The organism is Burkholderia sp. AU31652, from assembly GCF_002223155.1.
Lineage (GTDB): Bacteria > Pseudomonadota > Gammaproteobacteria > Burkholderiales > Burkholderiaceae > Burkholderia.
On the sequence record NZ_NKFG01000004.1, the window covers coordinates 546559 to 563820 of the forward strand.

General features: G+C 67.8%; 16 protein-coding genes and 1 pseudogene. 5 read left to right on the forward strand and 12 right to left on the reverse strand.

Annotation, left to right across the window (positions count from 1 at the left end; genetic code table 11):
* Positions 1–401 precede the first annotated feature (401 nt).
* On the forward strand, positions 402–1925 hold the full coding sequence (gene ilvA / locus CFB40_RS14940; protein WP_089426311.1) for a threonine ammonia-lyase, biosynthetic: 1524 nt from the start codon (positions 402–404) through the stop codon (positions 1923–1925).
* A gap of 11 nt (positions 1926–1936) precedes the next feature.
* Positions 1937–2761, forward strand: coding sequence for an NADPH-dependent 7-cyano-7-deazaguanine reductase QueF (gene queF, locus CFB40_RS14945; RefSeq protein WP_089426312.1), 825 nt, complete (start codon positions 1937–1939; stop codon positions 2759–2761).
* A gap of 124 nt (positions 2762–2885) precedes the next feature.
* On the opposite strand, the gene CFB40_RS14950 is transcribed toward queF, so the two are convergent.
* From CFB40_RS14950 to CFB40_RS14965, 4 genes are all read right to left on the reverse strand, one after another.
* Positions 2886–3305, reverse strand: coding sequence for a bleomycin resistance protein (locus CFB40_RS14950; RefSeq protein ID WP_089431888.1), 420 nt, complete (start codon positions 3303–3305; stop codon positions 2886–2888).
* Positions 3306–3481: 176 nt separating this feature from the next.
* On the reverse strand, positions 3482–3868 hold the full coding sequence (locus CFB40_RS14955; protein WP_011353171.1) for a RidA family protein: 387 nt from the start codon (positions 3866–3868) through the stop codon (positions 3482–3484).
* A gap of 76 nt (positions 3869–3944) precedes the next feature.
* On the reverse strand, positions 3945–5426 hold the full coding sequence (locus CFB40_RS14960; RefSeq protein WP_089431678.1) for an N-acyl-D-amino-acid deacylase family protein: 1482 nt from the start codon (positions 5424–5426) through the stop codon (positions 3945–3947).
* A gap of 2 nt (positions 5427–5428) precedes the next feature.
* Positions 5429–6367, reverse strand: a complete 939-nt coding sequence (locus CFB40_RS14965) for a MurR/RpiR family transcriptional regulator (protein WP_089426315.1) — start codon at positions 6365–6367, stop codon at positions 5429–5431.
* Between the two features lie 132 nt (positions 6368–6499).
* Between CFB40_RS14965 and CFB40_RS14970 the strand changes: the two genes are divergently transcribed.
* Positions 6500–7780, forward strand: coding sequence for an amino acid deaminase (locus CFB40_RS14970; RefSeq protein WP_089431679.1), 1281 nt, complete (start codon positions 6500–6502; stop codon positions 7778–7780).
* A gap of 166 nt (positions 7781–7946) precedes the next feature.
* The gene (locus CFB40_RS14975) at positions 7947–8528 is read left to right on the forward strand and encodes a DJ-1/PfpI family protein (protein WP_021161332.1); all 582 of its coding nucleotides are present in this window, start codon (positions 7947–7949) and stop codon (positions 8526–8528) included.
* 79 nt (positions 8529–8607) lie between these two features.
* On the opposite strand, the gene CFB40_RS14980 is transcribed toward CFB40_RS14975, so the two are convergent.
* Positions 8608–9054, reverse strand: coding sequence for a MarR family winged helix-turn-helix transcriptional regulator (locus CFB40_RS14980; RefSeq protein WP_039360135.1), 447 nt, complete (start codon positions 9052–9054; stop codon positions 8608–8610).
* A 26-nt stretch (positions 9055–9080) separates the two neighbouring features.
* On the reverse strand, positions 9081–10676 hold the full coding sequence (locus CFB40_RS14985; protein ID WP_089426317.1) for an MDR family MFS transporter: 1596 nt from the start codon (positions 10674–10676) through the stop codon (positions 9081–9083).
* A gap of 107 nt (positions 10677–10783) precedes the next feature.
* Between CFB40_RS14985 and CFB40_RS14990 the strand changes: the two genes are divergently transcribed.
* On the forward strand, positions 10784–11626 hold the full coding sequence (locus CFB40_RS14990; RefSeq protein ID WP_046544431.1) for an EcsC family protein: 843 nt from the start codon (positions 10784–10786) through the stop codon (positions 11624–11626).
* Here CFB40_RS14990 and CFB40_RS14995 read toward each other — a convergent pair.
* The 6 genes and pseudogenes from CFB40_RS14995 to CFB40_RS15020 form a co-directional block, all read right to left on the reverse strand.
* Entirely contained in the window at positions 11596–12558 is a 963-nt protein-coding gene (locus tag CFB40_RS14995; protein WP_089431680.1) for an alpha/beta hydrolase, read from the reverse strand. The genes CFB40_RS14990 and CFB40_RS14995 overlap by 31 nt on opposite strands.
* Before the next feature lie 137 nt (positions 12559–12695).
* Positions 12696–12875, reverse strand: a pseudogene (locus tag CFB40_RS15000) (zinc ribbon domain-containing protein); the annotation flags it as partial.
* Positions 12876–12892: 17 nt separating this feature from the next.
* Complete coding sequence (locus CFB40_RS15005) at positions 12893–13327, reverse strand: CHRD domain-containing protein (RefSeq protein WP_046544429.1); 435 nt, start codon at positions 13325–13327, stop codon at positions 12893–12895.
* A gap of 368 nt (positions 13328–13695) precedes the next feature.
* On the reverse strand, positions 13696–14469 hold the full coding sequence (locus CFB40_RS15010) for a class II aldolase/adducin family protein (RefSeq protein ID WP_006497398.1): 774 nt from the start codon (positions 14467–14469) through the stop codon (positions 13696–13698).
* Between the two features lie 198 nt (positions 14470–14667).
* Positions 14668–16293 (reverse strand): phospholipase D family protein, encoded by a 1626-nt coding sequence (locus CFB40_RS15015; RefSeq protein WP_089431681.1) that lies wholly within the window; start codon positions 16291–16293, stop codon positions 14668–14670.
* Between the two features lie 225 nt (positions 16294–16518).
* Positions 16519–17235 carry a FadR/GntR family transcriptional regulator gene (locus CFB40_RS15020; protein ID WP_069248848.1) on the reverse strand — a complete coding sequence of 239 codons (717 nt, stop codon included), beginning with the start codon at positions 17233–17235 and terminating at the stop codon, positions 16519–16521.
* Between the last annotated feature and the right edge of the window lie 27 nt (positions 17236–17262).

A 17262-nucleotide genomic window follows, 5' to 3' on the forward strand; every position in this document is an offset into this window, starting at 1 on the left:
CACGATCGCGCGCGGCGCGCATGCCGTTCGGCCGCGGGGCTGGCTGCGCGCGGCGTCGGCTTCAACGGTGCGATCCGAGGGTGCCTCTGCATCTTCCGATCCTTGATTCAAAACGGAATTCTAACCCATGATCGGGCCACGCGTGACACGTCGGACAGGTCGTGGGGCTATCCCCGCGAGCCGCGCCAGGCCTGGCTCGGCGCGATTTCGCGCGATCATTCGCCGTCCGTCCGGTCGGTAACCGTGCGGTTAAGCCGGTAAAAAAGGCAGCGCGCGCCCGCCGACGCCCCGCCCGCACGGCCCCGCGAACACCGGCTCGGCATGCCGCTTGCGTGCAGACAGACCCTTGGCGCTATCATTGATCCTTTACCGTCTGCTTTCCGCACTGCACGCGAGCACCCATGGCATCCCACGATTACCTGAAGAAAATCCTCACCGCGCGCGTCTACGACGTCGCGATCGAGACGGAACTCGAATCCGCCCGCAACCTGTCGGCCCGCCTGCGCAACGCCGTCTACCTGAAGCGCGAGGACAACCAGCCGGTGTTCTCGTTCAAGCTGCGCGGCGCGTACAACAAGATGGCGCACATTCCGTCGGAAGCGCTCGCGCGCGGCGTGATTACGGCGTCGGCCGGCAACCACGCGCAGGGTGTGGCGTTCTCGGCGGCGCGGATGGGCGTCAAGGCCGTGATCGTCGTGCCCGTCACGACGCCGCAGGTGAAGGTCGATGCGGTGCGTGCGCACGGCGGCCCGAGCGTCGAGGTGATCCAGGCCGGCGAGTCGTACAGCGACGCGTATGCACACGCGGTCAAGGTGCAGGAAGAGCGCGGCCTCACGTTCGTCCACCCGTTCGACGATCCGTACGTGATCGCAGGCCAGGGCACGATCGCGATGGAAATCCTGCGCCAGCACCAGGGCCCGATCCACGCGATCTTCGTGCCGATCGGCGGCGGCGGGCTCGCGTCCGGCGTCGCGGCCTACGTGAAGGCGGTGCGCCCGGAGATCAAGGTGATCGGCGTGCAGGCCGAGGATTCGTGCGCGATGGCGCAGTCGCTGGAAGCCGGCAAGCGTGTCGAGCTGAGCGAGGTCGGCCTGTTCGCGGACGGCACCGCCGTGAAGCTGGTCGGCGAGGAAACCTTCCGGCTCTGCAGCGAATACCTCGACGGCGTCGTGACGGTGAACACCGACGCACTGTGCGCAGCGATCAAGGACGTCTTTCAAGATACGCGCAGCGTGCTCGAGCCGTCCGGCGCGCTCGCGGTCGCGGGCGCGAAGCTCTACGCGGAACGCGAAGGCATCGAGAACCAGACGCTCGTCGCGGTCACGTCCGGCGCGAACATGAACTTCGACCGGATGCGCTTCGTCGCCGAGCGCGCGGAAGTGGGCGAAGCGCGCGAAGCCGTGTTCGCGGTCACGATCCCCGAGGAGCGCGGCAGCTTCAAGCGCTTCTGCTCGCTCGTCGGCGACCGCAACGTCACCGAGTTCAACTACCGGATCGCCGATGCGCAGGCCGCGCACATCTTCGTCGGCGTGCAGATCAAGCGCCGCGGCGAATCGGCCGAGATCGCCGCGAACTTCGAGTCGCATGGCTTCAAGAGCGTCGACCTGACGCACGACGAGCTGTCGAAGGAACACATCCGCTACATGGTGGGCGGCCGCTCGCCGCTCGCGCTCGACGAGCGCCTGTTCCGCTTCGAATTCCCGGAGCGCCCGGGCGCGCTGATGAAGTTCCTGTCGTCGATGGCGCCGGACTGGAACATCAGCCTGTTCCACTACCGCAACCAGGGCGCGGACTACAGCTCGATCCTCGTCGGGCTGCAGGTGCCGCAGGCCGATCGCGCCGAATTCGAACGCTTCCTCGCGGCACTCGGCTATCCGTATGTCGAGGAGAGCGCCAACCCGGCTTACCGCCTCTTCCTGTCGTAAAGGCGTCACGCATGAATCCCGAACATTCCCCGCTCGGCAAGGCCACCGTCTACGCCGCCCAGTACGACGCGTCGCTGCTGTTCCCGATCCCGCGCGCCGGCGCGCGCGAGCAGCTCGGCATCACGTCGGCGCTGCCGTTCTTCGGCACCGACATCTGGAACGCCTACGAGCTGTCGTGGCTCAACGCGCGCGGCAAGCCGCAGATCGCGGTGGCGACGTTCTACGTGCCGGCCGAATCGCCGAACATCGTCGAATCGAAGTCGTTCAAGCTGTATCTCGGCTCGTTCGCGCAGACGAAGTTCGATTCGATCGACGCAGTGCGCGACGTGCTGAAGCGCGACGTGTCGGCCGCGTGCGGCGCGACCGTCTCCGTGCAGCTCGTGTCGCCGCACGATTTCGGCAAGCTCGAGATGGACGAGCTCGACGGGCTGTCGCTCGACCGGCTCGACCTCGACACCGACGTGTACGAACCCGATCCGTCGCTGCTGTCGGCCGCTGAAGACGAAGCGCCGGTCGAGGAGACGCTCGTATCCGACCTGCTGCGCTCGAACTGCCCGGTCACCGGCCAGCCCGACTGGGGCAGCGTGCAGATCCACTATGTCGGGCCGCAGATCGACCACGCGGGCCTGCTGCGCTACATCATCTCGTTCCGCAATCACACGGGCTTTCACGAGCAGTGCGTCGAGCGGATCTTCCTCGACATCCTGCACGCGTGCAAACCGGTGAAGCTCGCGGTATATGCGCGCTATACGCGTCGCGGCGGGCTCGACATCAACCCGTTCCGCACCAACTACAACCAGCCGATGCCGGACAACGCGCGCAACGCGCGGCAGTAACGGCGGCGGGTGGCCGCGGTTCGCAGTTGGCAACGCACGGCGGTATCCCCTGATGAAACAGCCCGACCGGGTTCAACCGGCCGGGCTGTTTTTCATTGCGCGGAGAAACGCGGCCGGCCCACGGTCAACCTTTCACCGGCCGCTCCGGAAGAAGCTCCACCAGGCGCAACAGATAGCCGTCGGGATCCTGCACCAGCATCTCGACCTGGCCATGCTCGATCTCGCCCTCCCGATACCAGGACGTGCGCGGCTCGACGAACAGCGTCACGCCCGCGGCGCGAATCCTCTCGAGGATCGGATCGAGTGCATCGACCTCGATCTGAAAATTGATCCCGCGCCCGAACGGCGGCTCCAGCGGGCCGGTCAACCAGCCCTCCGGGCTGTGCTGCTCGAGCATCAGCTGAGCGCCCCCGAGCTCGAGATAGGCGAACCCGTCTTCCGGACGCTCGAAGCGAATCCGGAATCCGAGCACGTCGCAATAGAAGCGAATGCTCCCGGCAAGGTCCGAGCAAATCAGCTCCGGCACCAGCGCAGCCCATTCCATGCACATCCTCCCCGTATGGTCATGCGGCACCTTACATGAACGGTCGGGATGTGTTGCGACGATTGCGGCCTCGGGAACACCGCCGACCGGTCGAGCAGTGCCCCGCACATAAAAAAAACGGGCCCGGCGCATGTAAATGCGCCGGGCCCGTTGCGTAGCGGCTCGCCGTGGCCGCGTTACTTCGCCGGCGCCTTGTACGCGATGCAGTCGACTTCCACCTTGCAGTCGATGACCATGCTCGACTGCACGCACGCGCGTGCCGGCGGATGCTCGCCGAAGTACGAGATGAACACCTTGTTGAACGACGCGAAATCGCGCGCGTCGTCGAGCCACACGCCGCAGCGCACGACGTGCTCGAGGCCGTAGCCGGCTTCCTTCAGGATCGCGATCACGTTCTCGATCGTCTGCTTCGACTGCGTGACGATGCCGCCTTCGACGACCTCGCCGTTCACCATCGGCGTCTGGCCCGACACGTACAGCCAGCCGTCGGCCTCGACCGCGCGTGCGAACGGCATCACCTGGCCGCCGGTGCCCTTCGCTTCGCCTACGCCATATCGCTTCATCGTTTCACTCCTTGTTTCGGTTACGGATGCGCGCACCGACGATGGCGCGCGCGGCAGATCGGAACAACCGCCGCGTTCAGAACGCGGCGCCGGCACTCGCCGGCACGCGCTCGCCGCGCGCGACGAAGCCGCCGGCGCGCTCGCCGGTCGGCTGGCCGTTTTCATAAGTGAGCACGCCGTTCACCCACACGGCGTCGATCCCGTGCGCGGGCTGCTGCGGCTTCTCGAACGTCGCGGCGTCGATCACGAGCGCCGGGTCGAACAGCACGAGATCCGCGTGGTAACCCACGTGCACCTCGCCGCGCCGCGCAATCCCGTAGCGGCGCGCGGACAGCGACGTCATCTTGCGGATCGCTTCCTCGAGCGGCAGCAGGTTCGTGTCGCGCACGTAATGGCCGAGCACGCGCGGGAACGCGCCCCACAGCCGCGGGTGCGGCAGCGGATCGTTCGGCAGGCCGTCGGAGCCGACCATCGTCGCGGGATGCGACAGGATCCGGCGCACGTCGTCCTCGGACATGTTGTGGTACACCGCGCCCGCCGGGCGGATGCGCTGCGCGGCTTCCTGCTCGGTCACGCCCCACTCGGCCGCGATCGCCTTCAGCAGCTTGCCCGCCACTTCCGGGTGCGGCTCCGACCACGTGATCGTGATGTCGATGTCGCCCGTCACCTGCTTCAGGTCGAGCGTCGACGAGCTGCGGCTGTACGGATAGCAGTCGCAGCCGACCGGCTGGTAGCGGCGCGCGCCTTCGAGCGACGCGAGCACCTCGGTGCTGCGCCCCCAGTTCGACGGGCCCGCGCACTTCAGGTGCGAGATCACGACCGGCACGCGCGCGTGGCGGCCGACCTGGTACGCCTCTTCCATCGCATCGAGGATCGCGTCGAACTCGGTGCGCATGTGCGTGGTGTACAGCGCGCCCGCATTCGCGAGCGGCTCGGCGAGCGCCATCACCTCTTCGGCCGGCGCCGCGAACGCGGAGCCGTACGCGAGGCCCGACGACAGGCCGAGCGCGCCGTTCGCGAGCGCCTCCTCGAGCTGCGCGCGCATGCCGGCGATCTCGCCGTCGGTCGCCGCGCGGTCGAGGCGGTCCATCTGGTTGTTGCGCAGCGCCGTGTGGCCGACGAGCGCCGCGACGTTTACGGCCGGACGCGCGCCGTTCACGGCCGCGACGTAGTCGGCGAAGGTCGGGTACTGGAACGCACCGCGCTCGCCGAGCAGGTTCATCGGATCGGGCGGATCGCCCGCGAGCGTCACCGGCGACGCGCTGATCCCGCAGTTGCCGACGATCACGGTCGTCACGCCCTGCGAGATCTTCGGGATCATCTCCGGTGCGCGGATCACGTGCGTGTCGTCGTGCGTGTGCACGTCGACGAAGCCCGGCGCGAGCGCGCGGCCGTTCGCATCGACGACATTCTCGGCCAGCCAGTTCGACAGGTTGCCGATCGCCGCGATCACGCCGTTGCGGATCGCGACGTCGCGCGTGACGGGCGGCGCGCCGGTACCGTCGTAAAGCTGCGCGCCGACGATCAGCGTATCGGCGGCTTCGGGATGCGAATGCATGGTCAGTCTCCTACCGGTTGACGGTCTCCGCCGCCGCGATGCGCATCGAGCGCGTGCTTGATGCGACGCAGCGATTCTCGGCCCGCATCGCCGAGCCGCAATGCGACTCCGGTGACGAGCACGTCGATCGCCATCATCATCGCGTAGCGCGATGTCGACGGCTTGTAAATGAAATCGGTTTCGAACGCGACGACCGGAATCAGGTGGTCGGCCAGCTTCGCGAGCGGCGATGCCGGCGCGGTGATCGCGATCAGCTTCGCGCCGTAGCGCTTCGCGAGCCGGCAGCTCTCGAGCAGCTCGGGCACGCGGCCGCTCACCGACAGCGCGACGACGACGGTGTCGCGCGACAGCGTCGCGGCCACCATCCGCTGCAGCACGCTGTCCTGGTAGCTCGCGACCGGACGGCCGAAGCGCACCAGCCGGAAGCGCAACTCGTCGGCGAGCGCGGTCGAGCCGCCGCCCTGCCCGTACACATAAGTCATCTTCGCGGCGGCGAGCAGGTCGGCGGCTGCCTCGAACGACGTGTTGCGCAGCAACTGATGGTTGTGCGCGAGCGCCACGCGAATCTCGTCGTAGACCATCGACGCGGGGCTCGTATCGTCGGCCGGCGCGTCGTCGGACGGCACCAGAAAGCGCTGGCCGACGGCCGCCGCCTGCGCGACCAGCACCTTCAGCTCGCGCACGTCGCGGCAGCCGACCGCCTTCGCGAAACGCGTGACCGTCGCGACACTGACCTCCGCGTCGCGTGCCAGCGCGCCGATGCTGGCATGCGCGGCGCGCGCCAGGTCGGCGAGGATGAACGCGGCGACCTTGCGCTCGGCTTCGCGCAGCTCGGGCGCACATTCGGCGATCCGCGCGACGATGTCGAGCACCGGCGGAGCGGCCGGCGCCGGATGAAGCTCGGGTGCGAGCGGGGTGGACGGGGTGGCAGGCGTATTCATCTGCAAAAAGGGGCGAAGCTCGAGGGTGCGAAGCTCGATGTTACTAAATAACATCACCGCGCCGATGCTACTTTCTGTACCATCGGCGTGTCAACTTCAGTGCAATGCATAGTGATGATGGAGCGGGATGACATGAAAGTTACAAACTATCAGGAAGCGACGATCGATCCGTTCGGCAAGGGCCTCGGCAATCTGCCCAGCGCGAGCGTGCCGCTCGGCGAAGCAGGCCGTCTCGAGTGGAACTTGCTTGCGGAAGACGTCAGCCTGCCGGCCGCCGTGCTTTACGAGGACCGCATCGAACACAACCTGAACTGGATGCAGGCCTTCGTGCAGAAGTACGGCGTCAAGTTTGCGCCGCACGGCAAGACGACGATGGCGCCGCAACTGTTCCGCCGCCAGCTCGACGCCGGCGCGTGGGGTATCACGCTCGCGACCGCGCACCAGACGCAGGCCGCGTATCACGGCGGCGTGCGGCGCGTGCTGCTCGCGAACCAGCTGGTCGGCCGCCAGAACATGACGATCATCGCCGGGCTGCTGTCCGATCCCGACTTCGAATTCTTCTGTCTCGTCGATTCGGCGGAGAGCGTCGACCAGCTCGGCCGCTTCTTCGGTGCGCTGAAGAAGCCGCTGAACGTGCTGCTCGAGCTCGGCGTGCCGGGCGGCCGCGCGGGCGTGCGCGACGCCGCGCAACGCGAGGCCGTGCTCGCCGCGATCGCGCACTATCCGGACACGCTGAAGCTGGCCGGGATCGAACTCTATGAAGGTGTGCTGAAGGAAGAAGGCGAGATCCGCACGTTCCTGCAGGAAGCGGTCGCGCTCACGCGCGAGCTCGCCGAAGCAGGCCGCTTCGCGCGTACGCCGGCAATCCTGTCGGGCGCCGGTTCGGCGTGGTACGACGTGGTCGCGGAGGAATTCGCGAAGGCGTCGAACGCCGGCTTCGCGGAAGTCGTGCTGCGTCCGGGCTGCTACCTGACGCACGACGTCGGCATCTACAAGAAGGCGCAGACCGACGTGTTCGCGCGCAACCCGATCGCACGCACGATGGGCGAAGGGCTGCTGCCCGCGCTGCAGCTGTGGGCCTACGTGCAGTCGGTGCCGGAGGCGGACCGCGCGATCGTCGCGCTTGGCAAGCGCGACGCGGCGTTCGACGCGGGGCTGCCGGAGCCGGCGCGCCACTTCCGCCCGGGCCGCGACACCGCGCCGCGCGACGTCGCCGCCACCGAAGGCTGGGCCGTCACCGGGATGATGGACCAGCACGCGTACCTGCAGATCCCGCCGGGCGCAGACGTGAAAGTGGGCGACATGGTCGCGTTCGACATCTCGCACCCGTGCCTGACGTTCGACAAGTGGCGCCAGGTGCTCGTGCTCGATCCGCAGTTCAGCGTAACGGAAGTCGTCGAAACCTTCTTCTGACGCCCGTCGCGCACAACGTGCACCACCGCCCCGCCGCTCGCGCGGGGCGGCCGTCACGCGCGCTTCAAGCGGCCGGAGTACACTGCGCTCTCGTCCTCGGGGCCCCACGCGGGCGTGGCACTTGCCTGTCGCGCGGGCCCTCAACGCAGCTCCACTGGAGAAAGCCATGGCCGCGAAGAAGATCCTGTTCCTGACCGGCGATTTCGCCGAAGACTACGAAACGATGGTGCCGTTCCAGGCGCTGCAGGCCGTCGGCCACCACGTCGATGCAGTCTGCCCGGGCAAGCGCGCGGGCGACAAGATCAAGACCGCGATCCACGATTTCGAGGGCGACCAGACCTACACCGAGAAGCCCGGCCACCAGTTCACGTTGAACGCGGCGTTCGACGACGTCGACGCATCGCGCTACGACGCGCTCGCGATCGCGGGCGGCCGCGCGCCCGAATACCTGCGACTCGATCCGAAGGTGATCTCGCTCGTGCGCGAGTTCGCCGAAGCCGGCAAGCCGATCGCGGCGATCTGCCACGCGGCGCAGCTGCTCGCGGCCGCCGACGTGATCCGCGGCAAGCGCATCTCGGCCTACCCGGCCTGCGCGCCCGAGGTGAAGCTCGCAGGCGGCGAATACGCGGATATCCCGGTCGATGCGGCCGTGACCGATGCGCCGTTCGTCACCGCGCCCGCGTGGCCCGCGCATCCGGCCTGGCTTGCGCAGTTCCTCGCGCTGCTAGGCACGCGCATCGAGCTTTGAACCCGCTTCTGACCGACAGTGAATTGAGATGAGATGAAGGGCCGGGCCGGCGGCGGATGCGCGCCGCCCTGCCCGCGCTTCAGCGCGCCGCCGGCGTCGAGCCGACGTCCGCGATCCGCGACTCCAGCATCGCCAGCGCGCCCGACAGCGCATTCAGCACGTCGTCCGGCAATTGCGCCATCGTCTGTTCGAGGAACGCCTTGCGGCGCGGCAGGCATGCGTCGAACGCGGCGCGGCCGTCGTCCGTCAGCGTCACGTTGGTCACGCGATTGTCGCGTGCGTCGGATTCACGCTGGATCCAGCCGAGCGCGTCGAGCGACTTCAACTGGCGCGTGAGCGCGCCCGGATCGACGCGCAGCACTTCGACGAGCTTCTTCTGCGACGAATGGCCGCCCATCGTGTGCAACGCGACCATGATGCGCCAGCGCGGCATCGGTTGCCCGACGTGCGCCTCGAACGCGGTCATGAACGCGCGATACGTGCGTCCGAATTGCTGCAAGATCGCGACGCGGTCCTGTTCTTCCATGCGCTCAGTTCTACTCGTTCAATCGTTCAGTCGGCCGCGACATGCGGTTCGATCTTGTGCCGCAGCGCGATCGGCGGCACGCGGCGGCACTGCCACACCGACACCACGGCGACGACCGCCGCCATCGCGACGCCCAGGTGAATCGCGCCGACGAGCGATTCGCGGGCCGCTTCCAGCAGCAGCGCGCCATTATGCCCGGCGCGCGTCAGCTCCGCGACGAGACCACCCTGCGCAGCGCGATCGATCAGGATCTGCGGATCGGCGAGCCGCGCATGCCATTGCATCGCCTGGTCGGCCGACAGCGCATTGCGCACGCCGCTCGAATACATCTGGTTGACGAGCGTGCCGGTGAGCGCGGTGCCGACCATCCCGCCAACCATCCGCAGCGACTGCAGCAACGCCGTCGCGATGCCGAGATGCTCGCGGCCGGCCGTCTGCTGCGCGAAGACGGTGAGGTTCGGCAGCACGAAGCCGAGCCCGATGCCGCCCGCGACCATCAGCGCCATCAGCAGCCACTTCGGCGTCGTGTGGGTCGACACGACGATGCCCGCGCAGGTGATCGCGAACAGCACGAAGCCGACGTGCAGCATCGCGTTCGGGTTGCGGATGCGCGTGACGACCCGGCCGTTCATGATGCTGCCGATCGTGATGAACACGACGAGCGGCGTGATCACGAGCCCCGCCTCCTTCGGCGACATCCCGAACCCGCCCTGGAACAGCAGCGGCGCGTAGAACAGCAAGGAGAACATCGAGAAACCGGCGAGGATCGCCAGCACGAAGAGTGCCGACAGCGCGCGGTTGCCGAACATGTCGAACGGCAAGATCGGCTGCGCGCAACGCTTCTCCCAGTGCCACAGGCCGAAACCGGCCGCGACCGCGACGACGAGCAGCAGCGACGCCCAGCTCGCGACGCCGTACTTCGGCAGCCATTCGACGAACAGCTGCAGCGCGCCGAGCGACAGCGCGATCAGCAGCGCGCCCGGCCAGTCGAGCCGCATCTTGCGATCGTGCTCGACGTGGCGCAGGTGCGGCAGGTAGCGCCACACGAACAGCAGCGACAGCAGCCCGACCGGCAGGTTCACGTAGAACACCGAGCGCCAGCCGAACGACTGGGTCAGCACGCCGCCGAGCGACGGGCCGACCGCGTTCGCGATGCCGAACGCGGAGCTCATCAGCACTTGCCAGCGCAGGCGCACGACGGAATCGGGGAACAGGTCGGGAATGCACGCGAACGCGGTGCCGACCAGCATCCCGCCGCCGATCCCCTGCAGCCCGCGCGCGAGCACGAGCATCAGCATGTCGTTCGCCATCCCGCACAGCACGGACGCGCCGGTGAACACGACGATCGACGCAATGACGAACGGCTTGCGGCCGTAATAATCGCCGAGCCGGCCGAAGATCGGCACCGTGATCACGGAACTGAGCAGGTACGAGGTCGCGACCCACGCGTACAGGTCGAAACCGCGAAGCTCGGCGACGATGGTCGGCAACGCGGTGCCGACGACGGTCTGGTCGAGCGCGACCAGCATGGTGACAAATGAGATCCCGATCATCGCCAGCAGCGATTCGCGGAACGGCAGGACTTGCCCGCTCGAATGGTGGGCGGCAGTATGGACGGCCATTTTTTGTCTGCGCAACTTTTGACGAGTCAAACAATCTCAAAATTCTAGCATGCCGGAGTAATCTAGGCTGGCGACGGTCAAATTGGCTCAGACCGCCAAGGAGAAAGATGGAACCGATTTCAATCACCCCCGCGACAACGCTGTCCCAGGAGGATCGGGACGCGCTGTGGCGGGCGAAGCAGGTGCTGGAAAGCCCGTCGCTGACGATGAAGCTGACGGGCATGCTCGGCGCGCCGGTCGAGAAAATGATCGCCCGGCTGCCGGATTTTGCGACCGGCAAGATCAACGACGCGACGCAGCTCGCGCTGCGCAAGTGCCTGAACATCGCGCTGCGCACGCTCGGCAAGCCGCCTGGGCCGGATGCCGAACCCGACAAGCCGAGCAACCTGCTGCACAAGCTCGCGGTGGCGACGACCGGCGCGGCGGGCGGCGCATTCGGCTTTCTCGCGCTGCCGGTCGAGCTGCCGGTGACGACGACGCTGATCTTCCGCTCGGTGTGCGACATCGCGCGCAGCGAGGGTGAAGACCTGGGCTCGGTCGACACGCAGCTGCAATGCCTGGCCGTGCTCGGCATGGGCGGCAACCCGGACAAGCAGGAAGAGGACGCCGATCTCGGCTATTTCGTGCTGCGCGGCGCGCTCGCGCAGGCGATCTCGAAGGCCTCGTCGGACATCACGACGAAGGGCATCGCCGCGCACAGCTCGGCGGCCGTGTTCAAGCTCGTGCAGACGGTGGCGTCGCGCTTCTCGGTGCAGGTGACCGAGCAAATGGCCGCGAAGTCGATTCCGGCGATCGGCGCCGTGCTCGGCGCGACCGTCAATACGCTGTTCATCGACCACTTCCAGCAGATGGCGCACGGCCACTTCACCGTGCGCCGGCTTGAGCGCAAGTACGGCTCGGTGGCCGTCAAGGCCGCCTATCAGGCGATCGACGCCTCGCCGGCACGCTGAACCGCACGCTCGACCGCGACGCGGCGCAGGAACGCGGCCGCGCGGTCGAGCGCGTCACGCGCTTCCGGCACCATCGGCGCGTACAGCTGCCACACGTGCGGCATGTCCGGCCACACCTCGATCTCCACCGCGACCCCGGCCGCCTTCGCCTTCTCGGCGACGCGGCGTGAATCGTCGAGCAGCACCTCGGTGCTGCCGACCTGGATATACAGCGGCGGCAGGCCCGCGAAATCCGCATAGAGCGGCGATGCGTACGGATTCGTGCCCGGCTCGCCCCCCAGGTACAGCTTCGCGGCCTTCGGCAGCGCCGCGCCCGCGAACATCGGATCGGCGCCGTCGTTCGTGCGCAGCGTCGCGCCGGTGGCGGCCAGGTCGGTCCACGGCGAGAACAGGATCGCGCCGGCCGGCAGCGGCTCGCCGCGGTCGCGCAGCGCGACGAGCGTCGCGAGCGCAAGGCCGCCGCCCGCCGAATCGCCGCCGAGCACGATCGACTCGGGCGGCGTGCCGAGCGCCAGCAGTTGCCGGTACGCGGCCAGCGCATCGTCGAGCGCGGCCGGGAAGCGATTCTCGGGCGCCAGCCGGTAGTCGAGCGAGAACGAGCGCACGCCCGCGCGCTTCGTCAGGCCGAACACGAGCGGACGGTGGGTCTTCGTCGAACAGAAGTAATAGCCGCCGCCATGGAAGTACAGCAACGTGCGGCCGGGCCCGCGGCCCGCCACCGAGTCGGTGCGTTCGAGCCATTCGCCGCGCAGCGGCGCGTCGCCCGGGCCATGGCACTGGCGCAGCCGGTAGCCCGACGGCGCACGGCGCGGCACATACATTCTCAAGTCGGTAAAGCGCCGTGCGCGAGCGGGATCGAGTACCTCACGCGTGGTCTCGGGACGAAACTGCCAGCGCAGCAGCCAGCAGGCGAACTTGCTTTGCCAACTCATCGGACGCACTCCGTAATCACAGTGTGACGATGGTACGTGCGATCGCTCCCGCACCGCTCGACAGGTGCCTCTACTTGACATCCTCCCGCGCCTGAAGGCTCGGGATTCCTACCGCGTTTGAAACGATGATGCTTGTCTCAGATCGCCTCGGCGGGTTCCTGCTTCACGGAGCTGCCCGACTGCACCGGCTCTCCACAGGCTGCAACGCGGTGCCCCCGCGCCAGTATGTTGATCGCACCAACCACATCGGCATGGCCCTCATGCCCGCACCCGACACAGCGGAATGCCGCCTGCGTCTGCCGGTTTCCGGCGCTCACGGATCAAACGCCGGCACTCAGTTCGCCGGCATCACCTGGCCGCGGATCTCGCCGGCCGGGTGCTCCTTCGTATGGACGTTGAAATACCACTTGCCGCCCATCAGGTCGGTGACCTGCGCGTCGGTGAGTTCCTTCGAGCCCTTGATCGGGCTCGCCAGCTCCTCCTTCGGAATCGGCACCTGCACGCCCGCGTTCTGGCCGACCGGCGCCGGCCCGTGGAAGTGCGCGGCGGTGGCCGGCCCCGTGAGGTGTTCGTAAGTGACCTTCCACTGCAGCATGTGCGTGGCCGTGTCGTAGGTGGCCTCGACGTCGCCCGAGCCCTTGGTCGCCGTGGGCGGCACTTCACTCGACGGCTGGAGATTGGCGGACAGGCGCACCGTTTCGGCGGCGGCGCTGCCGGCGGCCAGCACGCCCGCAAGTAACGCGACCTGGAGCAAACGCAGCTTGAGCATGGACTCTCCTTGTACGACGTTGTACGCCGCCCGAGCGGGGGCGCCAGATAGGATGGTAGTCGATCGCCGCCGGTCCGGGAGTCGACCGAACGGCCATGCAGCGAATCGCCGCACCGCACCCGGCCGGCCCGCTCGCGCGGCGCACGGCGCGTCAGTCTGCATCAACCTGGAATGGACCTTTGCAGCCGGATGACTGAATCGGCGCGCGGCCTTTCGCTACACTTCGTCTCACAGTTGCTTGTTTCCTTCGTCCGAAGGAGTCTGCGAGTATTCACGCGGCCGCCCGGCCGCGTTTTTTTTTGCGCACGCCGCCGTCGGATCCGGTTCACCCCGTATCAGGCATGGCGATGCGAGCGCACCGCTTCACGTCACGCGCGATAGCCCGGATCGATGCGATCGACGATCCGCTGCAGCGCGTCGAACGCGTCCTGCCCCGCGCCATGCTTCGGATCGAAATTCAGCGAATCGCGCACGCACCCTTCGAGCACCGGCGGCGCAATCGGCAACGCGTCGCCGATCGCATGCGTGGCGACCTGCACCTCGCATGCACGATTGAGCAGCCACATCAGCGAGAACGTCTGCGCGAGCGTCGCGCCGATCGTCACGGGCCCATGGTTGCGCAGCAGCAGCACCGGCCGCCCGCCTGCACTTTCGACGATGCGCCGCCCCTCTTCGAGATGTACGGTGATGCCCTCGAAGTCGTGATACGCGATCTTCCCGTACAGCTGCGCCGAATAGAAATTGGAGAACGACAGCCCGTCGCGCGAACAGCACACGGCCATCGTCGGCGTCGTATGCACGTGCATCACGCAGTGCGCATCGGGCAGCGCCGCATGGATCGCGCTGTGGAACGTGAAGCCGGCCGGGTTGATCGGCCAGTCGGAATGACCGATCACGTTGCCGTCGATATCGATCTTCACAAGGTTCGACGCGCACACCTCGCGGTAATGGAGCCCGAACGGGTTGATCAGGAAATGCCCGTCCTCGCCCGGGACGCGCAGCGAGATATGGTTGTAGATCAGCTCGGTCCAGCCGAGGTGATCGAAGATGCGGTAAGCCGCCGCGAGCTGTACGCGCGCCTGCCATTCGGCTTCGGAGAAACGGGCGGGGCGCGTGAACGGCTGGTTCGGGACACGTTGCATGGGGGGAACTCCGGTTGCGGGTGTGCGGCCACGGCGAGCGGCGGTGCGCATCGTCCATCGTCTGCCGGCGCCGTTCCGACCCGCATTGTGCGAGCGGCCCGGCGGCGCCCTTCACGATTCATATATGGTTGCGCGCACAACCTTATCACCTTTCCCCGCGCACCGGTATCGCGGGTTTTGCCGGAGCCGTTGCCGCCCTTACAACTGGTCGTCGACCGGCAGCAGCGTGAAGATGCCCGTCATCACGTTGCGCAGCAGCCCCGCATGCGGGTCGACGTGATAGGTGGCGGCCTGACCGCCTTCGGTGCCCGTCCATTCGAGCGCGGGCGGGCTGCCGTCGGTCCGCTTCGCGAGCGTGACGCGGTAGCTTTCGTCCGGCTGCGTCACGCGTGCGAAGATCGCCGCGGCCTGCTGCGCGAGCACCGGGCTATGGACCACGAGCGCGAGCTCGGTGTTCAGGTACGCGGAACGCGGATCGAGGTTCAGCGAACCGATCACGACGATTTGCCGGTCGATCACGTACGCCTTCGCATGCAGGCTCGCACGCGAGCGCGAGCCGAACAGCCGCGCGGGCTGCTGGTCCGGCTGCGACTTGAATTCGTACAGCTCGACGCCGCGCTGCAGCAACGGCACGCGGTACGGCGCATAGCCGGCCTGCACCGCGACCGCGTCGGTCGCCGCGAGCGAATTCGTGACGATCGCGACGCGCACGCCGCGCGCGACCGTGTCGCCGAGGATCTTCACGCCGGCGTCGTGCGGCACGAAGTACGGCGAAAACGCGAGGAATTCCTTTTGCGCGCCGCGCGTCAGCTCGGCCAGGCGCTGCATCGGCGGGCTCACGTACGTGCCGGTCGGCCGCGCGACCTTGTCCGGCGCATCGACCTTGAATTCGGCCGGCGCCCACACGAGTTCGAGTTCGTCGCGCGCGATCTGCCGTGCGAGCGGCGTCGCGTTCAGCGGCTTCGCGTTATACGGATCGGCATTCTTTCGCCAGTGGTCGCGCAACTCGTCGCGCATCGCGTCGAGATCCTTCGGATCGAACGTCTGCTGATTCAGCACGCGCAACGGATAGCTACTCGCGCTCGCCCAGTAGTCGTCGAAGCTCTTCGAGATGTCGTTCGTCACGGGGCCGGCCGCCAGCACGTCGAGATCGCGGAACTGCAGTGTCGGGCTCGCACTGAAGTATTCGTCGCCGAGATTGCGGCCGCCGACGATCGCGAGCTGGTTGTCCGCGATCATCGCCTTGTTGTGCATCCGGCGCGTGAAGCTGTCGATCCGCGTGAAGAAGTTGGCCGTGCGCTCGACCATGCCGCGCTGCGATGCGCCGAACGGGTTGAACACGCGGATCTCGATGTTCTGGTGCGTGTTGAGCGCGGCCATCACGCGGTCGATATCGTGGAAGTTCAGGTCGTCGACCAGCATCCGCACGCGCACGCCGCGATCGGCCGCGTACAGCGCTGCGGCGAGCAGCAGCTTGCCGGTCGTGTCCTCGGTCGCGATGTAGTACTGCATGTCGAGCGTCTTCGTCGCCGCCCGCGCGAGCGCGATGCGCATCTGCAGCGCGGTGGCGCCATCGGCCAGCAGCCGGAAGCCCGACTGCCCCGGATGCGCGGCTTCCGGCGCGACCAGCGCATCGCGCAACGGTGTCGCGATATCGGCCGACAACGCGTGGGAGACGGGGCGATCGAGCGAGGTGGCGGGCGGATGCGTCGCGCACGCGGCGACGAGCGACAACAGCACACCGACGGCCAGTGCGCGGGCCGGGCGGCATGCGGCGCGCCACGACAGCGCGGCCGGTGCGCGCCGGATCAAAGAGGTGAACACGGAAACTTCCTCGACTGGCGGAACAAAAGGCCCGCATGCGCCGCGGCGCGCGGCTGGCGCGCGGTTCCGGCCGATTCTAGTGGGCGCCCGATGAACCGGTCAATCGCGCGGGGCGCCGCCGGCAGCTTCGAGCAGCAAGCGTGCCCCCGACTGCCGGGCGTCGCTGCCCCGCCGCGCCGGAAGCGGCCGCCGGACGGGTCACGCGCCAAAGCGGCCCAACCAATTTCATGCTCCATCGCCGCTGCGCTCGAAATGGCTGCGCACATAGTCGATATGCGTCTGCATCGCGGTGCGCGCCTCCTCGGGCCGTTGCGCGCAGATCGCGTCGCACACGACGCGGTGCTGCAGCAACAGCAGCTCGGACGCCTGCTCGTCGTGCGTCGTCATGCCCGCCACGTTGATCGAGATATGCTCGCGCAGCATCCCGATCACGCTGGTATGCAGGTGCAGGAACATCGTGTTGTGCGACGCGAGCGCAATCGCCTCGTGCAGCTTCGCGTCGGTCGCGGCTTCGACGGCCGCGGCGCCGTTCGCGTGCGCGGTTTCGAGCTCGCGCAGCAGCGCACGGATCCGGCGCCGGTCGTTCGCATCGGCGCGCAGCGCGGCGAAATAGGCGGTCGCGCCTTCGAGCACGCGGCGGAACTCGAGGATGTCGTCGCGCAGCGCCGGATGATCGGCGACCAGCTGGCCCCACGGTGACGCGATGCCGGCACGCAACTGGTCCGTCACGTAGACGCCCGCGCCGCGCCGGCTCTGCAGCAGCCCGCGCGCGACGAGCCGCTGGGTCGCCTCGCGCACCGTATTGCGCGCGACGCCGTATTCCTGTGCAAGCACGCGCTCGGCCGGCAGGCGCGCGCCGGCCGGCCAGGTGCCGTCGAGCAGCGCCGTCTCGATCTTGCGCATCACCACTTCGGTCCGGCCCCGTGCCGTCATCGCTGCCATCGTCGCGTCTCCCTGCGCAATGCCTTC

Bases quoted from the DNA above. Each gene is read 5' to 3' on its own strand.
- CFB40_RS14970 (WP_089431679.1), top strand. From the start codon at position 6,500: ATGAAAGTTACAAACTATCAGGAAGCGACGATCGATCCGTTCGGCAAG.
- CFB40_RS14960 (WP_089431678.1), bottom strand. From the start codon at position 5,426: ATGCATTCGCATCCCGAAGCCGCCGATACGCTGATCGTCGGCGCGCAG.
- ilvA (WP_089426311.1), top strand. From the start codon at position 402: ATGGCATCCCACGATTACCTGAAGAAAATCCTCACCGCGCGCGTCTAC.
- CFB40_RS14955 (WP_011353171.1), bottom strand. From the start codon at position 3,868: ATGAAGCGATATGGCGTAGGCGAAGCGAAGGGCACCGGCGGCCAGGTG.
- CFB40_RS14950 (WP_089431888.1), bottom strand. From the start codon at position 3,305: ATGGAATGGGCTGCGCTGGTGCCGGAGCTGATTTGCTCGGACCTTGCC.
- CFB40_RS15005 (WP_046544429.1), bottom strand. From the start codon at position 13,327: ATGCTCAAGCTGCGTTTGCTCCAGGTCGCGTTACTTGCGGGCGTGCTG.
- CFB40_RS14965 (WP_089426315.1), bottom strand. From the start codon at position 6,367: ATGAATACGCCTGCCACCCCGTCCACCCCGCTCGCACCCGAGCTTCAT.
- CFB40_RS15020 (WP_069248848.1), bottom strand. From the start codon at position 17,235: ATGGCAGCGATGACGGCACGGGGCCGGACCGAAGTGGTGATGCGCAAG.
- CFB40_RS14995 (WP_089431680.1), bottom strand. From the start codon at position 12,558: ATGAGTTGGCAAAGCAAGTTCGCCTGCTGGCTGCTGCGCTGGCAGTTT.
- CFB40_RS14975 (WP_021161332.1), top strand. From the start codon at position 7,947: ATGGCCGCGAAGAAGATCCTGTTCCTGACCGGCGATTTCGCCGAAGAC.
- queF (WP_089426312.1), top strand. From the start codon at position 1,937: ATGAATCCCGAACATTCCCCGCTCGGCAAGGCCACCGTCTACGCCGCC.
- CFB40_RS15010 (WP_006497398.1), bottom strand. From the start codon at position 14,469: ATGCAACGTGTCCCGAACCAGCCGTTCACGCGCCCCGCCCGTTTCTCC.
- CFB40_RS14990 (WP_046544431.1), top strand. From the start codon at position 10,784: ATGGAACCGATTTCAATCACCCCCGCGACAACGCTGTCCCAGGAGGAT.
- CFB40_RS14985 (WP_089426317.1), bottom strand. From the start codon at position 10,676: ATGGCCGTCCATACTGCCGCCCACCATTCGAGCGGGCAAGTCCTGCCG.
- CFB40_RS14980 (WP_039360135.1), bottom strand. From the start codon at position 9,054: ATGGAAGAACAGGACCGCGTCGCGATCTTGCAGCAATTCGGACGCACG.